The sequence below is a fragment of the Flavihumibacter sp. CACIAM 22H1 genome, assembly GCF_001601815.1.
Classification (GTDB): domain Bacteria; phylum Bacteroidota; class Bacteroidia; order Chitinophagales; family Chitinophagaceae; genus Flavihumibacter.
The window spans coordinates 8907-17900 of record NZ_LUKG01000081.1; the positions used below are offsets into that span (position 1 = coordinate 8907).

Here is an 8994-nt window from a genome sequence, read left to right on the forward strand (position 1 = left end):
GTGAAGTATATCTCTCTGGTAAACCTGATCATGGACAGGCTGGTGGTAAAAGAGATGATTCAGGATGCTATGAATCCTGAAAATTTAAAAACGGAGTTAGCAGAATTGCTGCACAACACAAATTACCGGAACCGTATCCTGGAAGATTACCGCCAACTCAGCCAGTTATTACAGCAAGGAGGAAATGCCTCAGCCCAGGCAGCAGAAGAAATCTGGAACTGGTTGCAGCAAAAGAGTAGCTGAGCCTAGGCTACCAGTTTTATAAGCAGTACCAATACACCATAAATCAGCGTAGAAACAAAAATGCCTTTGGCGGTTTTATCTCTTCGGCTATTGATGTAAACGGTAAATAAAATGGCATTGGCAATCAGGGAAATACTGCTGACACCGGTTAACAGTGATTTCAGCTGGCTCAGGTATTTCAGGTAATCTGAAAAACTAACATGCCGGGGCATGAATACAATCAGGTAATACACGAGTAAACCGAGCAAGGGAGCAAGGAATCCCAACAAAATGCCGAGTTGCAGACTATCTTTTTTTAGCATGAGCTTTCCAGCTTTTTTCAAGTTTGGCTTTTAGAACGTAATTGGTGAGGTCAAATTGTACCGGCACCACACTTACATAATTATTTTCCAGGGCCCACACATCCGTATCTCTTCCTTTGTCGAAGTTCTGAAATTCTCCGGTTAACCAATAATAGCGGCGGCCATGAGGGTCGTGTCTTTCCAGAAAGTCTTCCTGGTACTTTGCATAAGCCTGCCGGCATATTTTCATACCCTTGATCTGCTCAAAGGGAAGTGCCGGTATATTCACATTCAGCACCAGGTGTTTATCCAGTTTTTTACGCAATACCATTTCAGTGATGATACGTGCGTATTGGGCTGCTGCAGAAAAATCGGCTTCAATACTGTAATCAAGCAGCGAAAACCCGATAGAGGGTATGCTTTCAATAGCGGCTTCCACCGCTGCAGACATGGTGCCGGAGTAAATTACATTAATGGAATGGTTGGCGCCATGATTAATTCCACTGATACAGATATCGGGCTTACGATGTAAGACTTTATCAACAGCAAGTTTTACACAATCTACCGGCGTGCCGGTGCAGCTATAGGCTTCAATACCTTCGTATAATTGAATCGGCTGTAACCGGATCGGCGAACCTATGGTGATGGCATGCCCCATGCCCGATTGTGGTTTGTCGGGGGCTACCACTACAATTTTTCCTAATCCACGTACCGCTTCTACCAGGTTCTGGATACCAGGAGCTGTAACGCCATCATCGTTTGTAACCAGGATAACCGGTTCTTCTTTTTTCGATTTTGTAGCCATAGGGCGCAAGGTAAGGAAAAGGGGGGAAGGGGTGAAGTGTGAAAGCAGGAGGGTGAAAGCAGGAGGGTGAAAGCAGGAGGGTGAAAGGAGGAGGGTGAAAGGAGGGGATTAAATTTTTTAGGAAAAATGCTTGTCGTTGATAAAAACTTTAGTATTTTTGTACTAAATCTGTTAGCATGTCATTTGCCGGAAAAAACTTAAAATACTTGCGCAAGCTGCGTGGATGGACGCAGGAGGATTTTGCCGCCAAGTTAAAGATCAAACGTTCCCTGCTCGGCGCCTATGAAGAGGAAAGGGCGGAACCCAGGCTGGAAGTGCTGGAACTGGTAAGCGAATTATTTAAAGTTAGCCTGGACGAGCTTTTCCTGAAAGACCTCGAGGATAATAAAGGAAGTTATATTGCCAAACGAAGAGCGCAGAAACTGGCTGCTGTGCCAACAGTTATACAGTTTGTGCCCATGAAAGCCGCAGCAGGTTACCTAAATGGCTATGCAGACCCCGAGTTTATTGACGAACTGAACACTTTTACGCTTCCGATGCTGGCCCCCGGATCTTACCGTGCTTTTGAAATCGTAGGAGATTCTATGTTACCTACACCTAGCGGATCCATTATTGTTGGGGAAAAAGTGGAAGATATGGAGAACCTCAAATCAAGTAATACCTATATCGTGGTATCGAAGCAGGAAGGCATCGTATATAAACGAATAATGAAAAATGCAAGGGCCAAACAGAAATTTACCCTGGTAAGTGATAATCCTGTTTTTCAGCCCTACCAGATCGATGCCAATGACGTGCTGGAAGTTTGGCAGGCCCAGATGGTGATAACACGCGCTAATCAGCAACAGCGCTGGGACGTGGATCAACTGGCTTCCGTTGTATCCAATTTACAGGAGCAGGTCAGTTCTTTAAAGAAAAAAATGAATTAGCAGGGTTATCCCTGATGCAAGTTGGTTGTTTTTAGTACTATGGGTTAGTAAGGCCCCGTGTTACACGGGGCTTATTTTTTTTCTCCATCGGATCTTTTTCAAGTGCATACCGCTTTCTTTAATATATCGAGAAAGCTTCCCGAAATGTATTGCAATGCGCTTCTACAATATCCCGGATATCGGGTGAGTAACCGCCTCCCATCGAAACCACACAAGGAATTCCCGCCCGCTGTAAATAAGTGAATACCATCCTGTCTCTTAACCTGCAGCCTTCTTTAGAAATGTTTAATTTTCCGAACTTATCCGTTTCCAAAATATCAACACCCGCAATATAAAAGGCCAAATCGGGTTTAATTCGGTTAAGTATATCGGTTAGCTGTTCCTCCAATAAAAACAGGTAGGCATCATTCCCAATGCCGTCTTCCAGGGGAATATCGAGGTCGGACTGTTCTTTATGAAAAGGATAATTATGTCTTCCGTGCATACTAAAAGTGAAAACCGCCGGCTTGTTCTCAAATAATTTCGCCGTTCCGTTTCCCTGGTGAACATCGAGGTCAATTACAAGGATCTGCCGGCATTTTTTTTCTTCCAATAGATAATTGGCAGCAACCCCCACATCATTCAGCAGGCAAAATCCTTCTCCCCGGTCAGCAAACGCATGGTGGGTGCCACCCGCCACATTCAGGGCCACGCCATTAGAAAGCGCAAAGTCGGCACAATCGATTGTACCCTGTGTAATGATAAGCTCTCGCTGTGTAAGTGCAGGGGATTGCGGAAAGCCAATATGCCGCTGTTCCCGGGCCGATAACTGCTGATGAATAAGTTTCTGAACATAGGCTTCGGTATGAGTTTTCAGAACAGTGGCTATAGCACAACTGTTGGGGCGGTAGAGTTCCTTTTCTGTGATAATGGATTCATAAAGCAGTTGGGCGGGGATCAATTCATATTTCAGCATCGGAAACCGATGCCCCGCCGGAAGGGGATGCGCATAGATGGGGTCAAAAGCAATATAACGGTTCATAGAAACTTAGGTAATGCAAACTATTTATTGCAGATGGATGATTTGCTGATTAGCAATGGCAAATATGGAGGAACCTGCTTCGGGCGACACAATGGCCAGCCCGGTAAAAGCACTGAACGCTGGTAATATTGCCCTGTTTTTTCCAAAATAAAAACAAGGCAAACGCAGCGATTGTTTACCCATTCCCTGTAAACGGATACCGGGATGGATATGCCCTGAAAAAGTATAATTATGCGCCGGAACTTGTTCTTCTTCCCAATCGTGCATAAATGAAAAGGGGCCTTTTGTGTAGGTGCCCCGCACCAGCTCAACGGCCTGCTCCTCGTACCATGTATGGTGCAGGATATCATGGTTTCCCATTACCAGGGTACATTCTAAGGCAGGGTGGTCTTTCCGCCAGCGCGCAAACCAGTCGGTTTCCCGGTTATAGGCCGAATGAAAAAAATCTCCCACAATAATGAGTTCCCGGGGCTGAAAGTATTGCACCAGGTGGAAGAGACGTTGCAGGTCCTCCTTGTACAAATCCTGTGGAACACCGATCCCGGATTTACGGAAATGCCCTGTTTTCCCAAAATGCAGATCAGAAACAAGAAGGGCTGCCTGGTTTTCCCAATAAATAGCTTTCAGGGGCGTTAACCATAACTGCTGATGGGCCAGTTGAAAAGAATGTGGTGCTTTCATGCAAGTACAAAGCTAAATGCTTTATTTTTAAGAATTCCAAACTCAAAACTCCGCATTATGAATGTTTTAAACCCATTTGAAGAAGAAAAGAAAAAGCTCCCAACGATGTTGAATGTACTGACCATTCTTACGTTCATCGGGTCGGCTTTTATGCTGGTTTCAATACCAATTTCCAAGTTTTTTATAGGATTTGCTAAAAAAGCAATGGAAGATCCTGCCACGCTTGAGCGAATGTCGGAAAAGGATGTGGCCGAAATGGAAAAAGGGATTCGGGTTTTTGATCTGATGGAAGCAAATGCTACGCCGCTTTGGATTGTTACCATTCTTGGCGTGGTTTTATGTGTATATGGAGCCATTCAGATGCGTAAACTAAAGAAAGATGGATTCTTTATTTACCTGGTGGGAGAAATACTTCCGATTATTGGCTTTGCTATAATTCTCGGGTTCTCGAATTATTTCAGTTCTACCTCCAGTTATATTTCCGGGTTAGGTCTGCCACTTTTATTCGTTGTCCTCTATGCTACCCAACTCAAGCATATGAAGTAAATTATTTGAGCAATTGAAGTTGCATTTTCCGAACCCGGTCTTCCAGGCTTTCAGATGAAAGGCTCTCGCGTTTACTATCCACTTTAATGGGGAAACAAAACGGTGTCAGCTTTTCGGGATAGGTTAGCACAATGCGGCTTTGTTGTATTCTTTCGAGCATTTGGCGAAGCCTGGTTTCTTCCATTTGCTGATCAAATACTTCCTGGTAAGCCTGGCGCATCAACAAATTATCCGGGTCGTATTCCTGGAACACTTTAAACAGCAGCGAGGCACTTGATTGCAGGTGTCTCGCTTTTTTATGTTCACCTGGATAACCCTGGAAAATCAATCCGCCGATAACGGCAATATCCCTGAATTTTCGTTTAGCCATCTCCGTGCTGTTCACACTTCGCTGAATATCGGCAAATAAATTATCCGTACTGAACAGTTCATATACATTGGTATCGTCTACCGGAATCGGCTGATCACTCAATAATTCAAACCCGTAATCATTCATGGCAAAGGAAAAACTAATAGGCCTGATTTTACTGATGCGATAGGCTAATATTGCAGCCATGGCTTCATGTACGAGCCGGCCTTCAAAGGGAAAAACGTATAAATGGAAACCGTCCTTCGTTTCTATTTGTTCTATCAACAGTTCACTGGCGGTAGGCACGCTGCTTAACTGGTTTTGCAAATCAAATAAGGGTTGTAAAACCTGCACTTCCAGTTGATCGCTCTGCCCGGCTTCATTAAAGGTTTGTCGCAGCATAGAACCCAAATTAGACGACAAGGGCATTCGTCCGCCGTTCCAACTTGGTACAGTTGATTTTTTGGAGGTCGATTTCCGTACCAGCACCGTCATGTCTTTGATCATCACCAATTCCAGGTTGCGGCCCGCAAGCGTAAAACATTCGCCCGGTTCAAGGCGCGAAATAAACCACTCTTCAATTACCCCCACATAACCGCCTGAAACAAATTTTACTTTCAACATGGCATCGCTCACAATGGTGCCGATATGCATCCGGTGTCGCATGGCCATGCGCCTGCTGGTGATCCGGTACAAACCGTCCAACACTTCTACTTTTTTATAGTCGTCGTACTGCTGCAGGGCGTTGCCGCCGTGTACAAGAAATTGCAATACCTGTTGCCATTCTTCTTTGGTTATGTAGCGGAAACAAAAAGTATTCTGTATCTCCGCAAAGGTTTGCGCTGGTTCAAAGCCTTCTGAAATAGCCAGGGTGCATAAGTATTGTAACAATACGTCAAAACATAAAAGAAAAGGTTCTCTCGATTCAATAAACTCCTGGCTGATGGCTTCTTTCAGCGCAGCGGCTTCCATCAGCTCCAGCGAATGGGTGGGCAGAAAATAAATTTTACTGGTAGCGCCCGGCTGGTGACCACTTCGGCCGGCGCGCTGCATAAAACGGGCCACGCCTTTGGGAGAGCCTACCTGTATAACGGTTTCAACCGGGCGAAAATCAACGCCCAGGTCCAGGCTGGCGGTACACACCACGCATTTCAGTGTGCCGGCATGAAGGGCTTCCTCCACCCAAATGCGCAGATCCTGTTCAATACTACCGTGGTGCAGGGCAATGGCGCCGGCCAGATGTGGTGCCACATCCAGGATGGCCTGGTACCAGCGCTCACTCATACCGCGGGTATTGATGAACAGGAGGGTAGTGGTGCTGGCTTCTATGATCGGGATTATTTTATCAACCAGCTTCAGGCCCAAATGGCCCGACCAGGGATATTTTTCAATTTCATCGGGCAGAATGGAAATGATTTCGGTTTTTTTTGGCAAACGGGCCGACACGGTTTTTCCGGTTTTACCGGTTGGTGCCAGCAGTACTTCTTTCGCCTGCTCGAGGTTGCCGATGGTGGCGGAAATACCAAAAATGCTCAAGGCAGGCAAGCCTGGTTGTTGCAGTGCAACCAGGCGGCTGATAGCCAGTTCTACCAGTACCCCGCGTTTGCTGCCGATCAGTTCATGCCATTCATCCACCGCCAGTAAACGAAGTGAGCGGAACAAAACAGGATAGCCTTTCTGCGCCAGTAATAAATGCAAGCTTTCGGGTGTAATAATCAGGATTTCGGGCGATTGCCGTTTCTGCCGCTGCCGTTCGGCGGTGGGGGTATCTCCGTTTCGAATACCTACTTTCCAGGGCATGCCTAATTCACTGATTACTTCCTCCATGGCACGGCCAATATCTTTTGCTAATGCCCGCAATGGAGAAATCCATAATAACTGTAAACAGTTCGGTGCTTTGCTTCGATACTCGGTGGGGTGTTCGTTAATGTACTGAATGAGCGCACCTAAAAAAACGGAGAAGGTTTTACCATAACCTGTAGGTGCATTCACCAATCCGCAGGAGCCATTGGAAATCAGCTCCCAGGCTTCCAACTGGTAATCAAAAGGGCGAAACTCTTTTTCGGCTAACCATTCACGTATTACGCGAAAACCTATGGAAGAAGAGAACAACACTAAAGCGTTTTTAAATATTCGAGTACGGCTCTCCGTTCGGTATTGGAGAGCTTATCGCCAAATTCATGTCCCTGGTTGCCATAACCCTTCAGGTCGGTATTGTAGACCTGTTTATCGCCGGGGGTAGCCACTGCAGTAAACTCCCACGACATTTGGTTGACATCGTACTTGTTATTGGCAAAATTCCGTTTCCAGTATTTTGGACGCAGCTTTGTATTCAACACCGCTTCCAAAAACGGAACCGATCCGTTATGCAGGTAAGGCGCAGTACTCCAAACCCCATCCAGCGGCGGGGCAATATAGCCGTCGAAGGGAACCAGCCGGGCCGGGTGATCGCCCATCGAAAACCAACTTCGGTTAAACCATTCTACGAACTGCGGGTATTGGTAATTGCTTTTGAACAGGGCTTCATCGGTTTTAATAATAGCGGCGGGGATCAGTAAATTAGGATACTCTTCTTCCGCGCCGTATTTGCCATGGCATTTGGAGCAATTATCGATAAATATTTGCTGTCCTTTAAGCGCTAAAGTGGTATCCACTTTACCAGGGTAAACCGGTGCTTTCAGCTTATTGATAAAGGAAAGCAAGTCGCTGATTTTCCGGTCTACCTGTCCTGCTTCGGAGGAGTCGGTAACCGTCAGTAGATTAGAGGCCATCAGGAAACGTCCAAAATCGCCGCGGCCGAAGCCATTGTAGAACATGGCGTTTTTCTTTTTCAGCAACCACCAGGCAGGAACATCACTGGGAATAACTTCATTGGGTAATTGCATCAGGGCGGAGTCGCTCCATTTCAGGGTTATGGGGTCGCGGTGGGCCACTAATACGGCTGCCAGCCGGTCGGCCGCATTTACGCCGCGTACAGCTGTTCCCAAATAGGGGCCAATAGTGCCCGCTACCTGGATAAACGGCGCACTGGCTTCGTATTTTGAAGGGGCATTCCGTTTAAGCATAGTGCCCATCATACGAAGGGCATTGGCATTCAATTGTTGTCCCTGGGTAAAATCAATAAAGGTATTGCCGAGGCCCAGCACCAATGAATCGTTCACCACCTGTGCATGGCATTGCAGGCAATTAGGCGCTACCAGGTTTTCACCATTGGGGGCTTTCACAACGGTAAAATCGTGCCCCACTGTGGCGTTTAAGCCCGTACGATGGAGGAAATTAGTACTGTCTTTTCCCCGACCCATCAAAAACAGGTCATAGGGTAGGCCGCCCTTAACATAATCTCCGCTCACTAAATACTGGTAACCTTTAGCAGCATCACCGCTCCGTTGCGGAGAGGGAGGAATAGGAATTGGTTTAACCGGATCGCGCAGTGAAGTATGGCTGCTCAACAGCACCACCACCAATCCTACAAAACCAATAAGGAGTAAACTGATACGGGTAAGCATAACATGCCGGTTAAATCAATAGTAGAAACAATTATCGGCACCTGAATGTTCTAAGAATCGGTTCGGGTGCCAAATTGTTGCAAGAGTAATTTTAAATCGTCGAGTGTATTAATTTCCTGCCAGGGTTTGTCCTTGCGCCAGCGGTTGATGCGGGGAAAACGAAGCGCCACCCCACTTTTATGCCGGGGCGAAGCAGCAATACCTTCAAACGCAATTTCAAACACCAGTTCGGGTTTAACCGTTCTAACCGGGCCGAATTTTTCCTGTGCATTCCGTTTTACAAAGGCATCCACTTCTCCCAGTTCCTTGTCGGTAAGTCCCGAATAAGCTTTGGTGAAAGTAACCAATTTGTCGCCGTCTTTTACGGCAAATGTATAATCGGTATAGAGGTTACTTCGGCGGCCATGGCCTTTCTGCGCATAGATCAGCACGGCGTCGATGGTGAGGGGGGCTGTTTTCCATTTCCACCAATCACCTCGTTTGCGACCAACCTGGTAGAGAGAGTTTTTTCGTTTGATCATAAGGCCTTCGGCAAAGAAATCCCGCGCCTGTCGATGTTGTGTTGCCAATTCTTCCCAGTTGGTGAAGGCCAGCGCGGGTGGTAGAAACAGGGCTGGGTGGCGAATGGTGCTGAGC

Annotated in this window: 8 protein-coding genes and 2 pseudogenes; 3 read left to right on the forward strand and 7 right to left on the reverse strand. The window is 46.6% G+C overall.

The annotated features are described in order from the left end of the window. Positions 1-243: pseudogene (locus tag A1D16_RS17790) on the forward strand (lipid-A-disaccharide synthase); the annotation flags it as partial. 2 nt (positions 244-245) lie between these two features. Here the strand turns inward: A1D16_RS17790 and A1D16_RS17795 are convergent. Together A1D16_RS17795 and surE are read right to left on the reverse strand one after the other, a co-directional pair. Then, on the reverse strand, positions 246-545 hold the full coding sequence (locus A1D16_RS17795) for a hypothetical protein (RefSeq protein WP_290711997.1): 300 nt from the start codon (positions 543-545) through the stop codon (positions 246-248). Beyond that, the gene (surE, locus tag A1D16_RS17800; RefSeq protein WP_290711999.1) at positions 529-1329 is read right to left on the reverse strand and encodes a 5'/3'-nucleotidase SurE; all 801 of its coding nucleotides are present in this window, start codon (positions 1327-1329) and stop codon (positions 529-531) included. Before surE ends, A1D16_RS17795 begins: the two co-directional genes overlap by 17 nt. Before the next feature lie 176 nt (positions 1330-1505). Here surE and A1D16_RS17805 point away from each other — a divergent pair, with 176 nt between their 5' ends. Further along, positions 1506-2255, forward strand: coding sequence for an XRE family transcriptional regulator (locus A1D16_RS17805; RefSeq protein ID WP_290712001.1), 750 nt, complete (start codon positions 1506-1508; stop codon positions 2253-2255). A gap of 118 nt (positions 2256-2373) precedes the next feature. Here the strand turns inward: A1D16_RS17805 and A1D16_RS17810 are convergent, their stop codons facing one another. Both A1D16_RS17810 and pdeM read right to left on the reverse strand, forming a co-directional pair. Then, positions 2374-3276, reverse strand: coding sequence for a histone deacetylase (locus A1D16_RS17810; RefSeq protein ID WP_290712003.1), 903 nt, complete (start codon positions 3274-3276; stop codon positions 2374-2376). Between the two features lie 24 nt (positions 3277-3300). Continuing rightward, positions 3301-3957 (reverse strand): ligase-associated DNA damage response endonuclease PdeM, encoded by a 657-nt coding sequence (gene pdeM / locus A1D16_RS17815; RefSeq protein ID WP_290712005.1) that lies wholly within the window; start codon positions 3955-3957, stop codon positions 3301-3303. 57 nt (positions 3958-4014) lie between these two features. Here pdeM and A1D16_RS17820 point away from each other — a divergent pair, with 57 nt between their 5' ends. Continuing rightward, entirely contained in the window at positions 4015-4503 is a 489-nt protein-coding gene (locus tag A1D16_RS17820; protein WP_290712007.1) for a hypothetical protein, read from the forward strand. Position 4504: 1 nt separating this feature from the next. On the opposite strand, the gene A1D16_RS17825 is transcribed toward A1D16_RS17820, so the two are convergent. From A1D16_RS17825 to A1D16_RS17835, 3 genes and pseudogenes are all read right to left on the reverse strand, one after another. Further along, on the reverse strand, positions 4505-6967 hold the full coding sequence (locus A1D16_RS17825; protein WP_290712009.1) for a ligase-associated DNA damage response DEXH box helicase: 2463 nt from the start codon (positions 6965-6967) through the stop codon (positions 4505-4507). After that, the gene (locus A1D16_RS17830; RefSeq protein WP_290712011.1) at positions 6967-8358 is read right to left on the reverse strand and encodes a c-type cytochrome; all 1392 of its coding nucleotides are present in this window, start codon (positions 8356-8358) and stop codon (positions 6967-6969) included. The genes A1D16_RS17825 and A1D16_RS17830 overlap by 1 nt, the downstream gene beginning before the upstream one ends. A gap of 50 nt (positions 8359-8408) precedes the next feature. Next, a pseudogene (locus A1D16_RS17835) lies at positions 8409-8994 on the reverse strand (ATP-dependent DNA ligase); the annotation flags it as partial.

Coding starts and splice junctions, on each gene's coding strand:
- surE (WP_290711999.1), bottom strand. CDS start 1,329: ATGGCTACAAAATCGAAAAAAGAAGAACCGGTTATCCTGGTTACAAAC.
- A1D16_RS17820 (WP_290712007.1), top strand. CDS start 4,015: ATGAATGTTTTAAACCCATTTGAAGAAGAAAAGAAAAAGCTCCCAACG.
- A1D16_RS17830 (WP_290712011.1), bottom strand. CDS start 8,358: ATGCTTACCCGTATCAGTTTACTCCTTATTGGTTTTGTAGGATTGGTG.
- A1D16_RS17810 (WP_290712003.1), bottom strand. CDS start 3,276: ATGAACCGTTATATTGCTTTTGACCCCATCTATGCGCATCCCCTTCCG.
- A1D16_RS17805 (WP_290712001.1), top strand. CDS start 1,506: ATGTCATTTGCCGGAAAAAACTTAAAATACTTGCGCAAGCTGCGTGGA.
- pdeM (WP_290712005.1), bottom strand. CDS start 3,957: ATGAAAGCACCACATTCTTTTCAACTGGCCCATCAGCAGTTATGGTTA.
- A1D16_RS17795 (WP_290711997.1), bottom strand. CDS start 545: ATGCTAAAAAAAGATAGTCTGCAACTCGGCATTTTGTTGGGATTCCTT.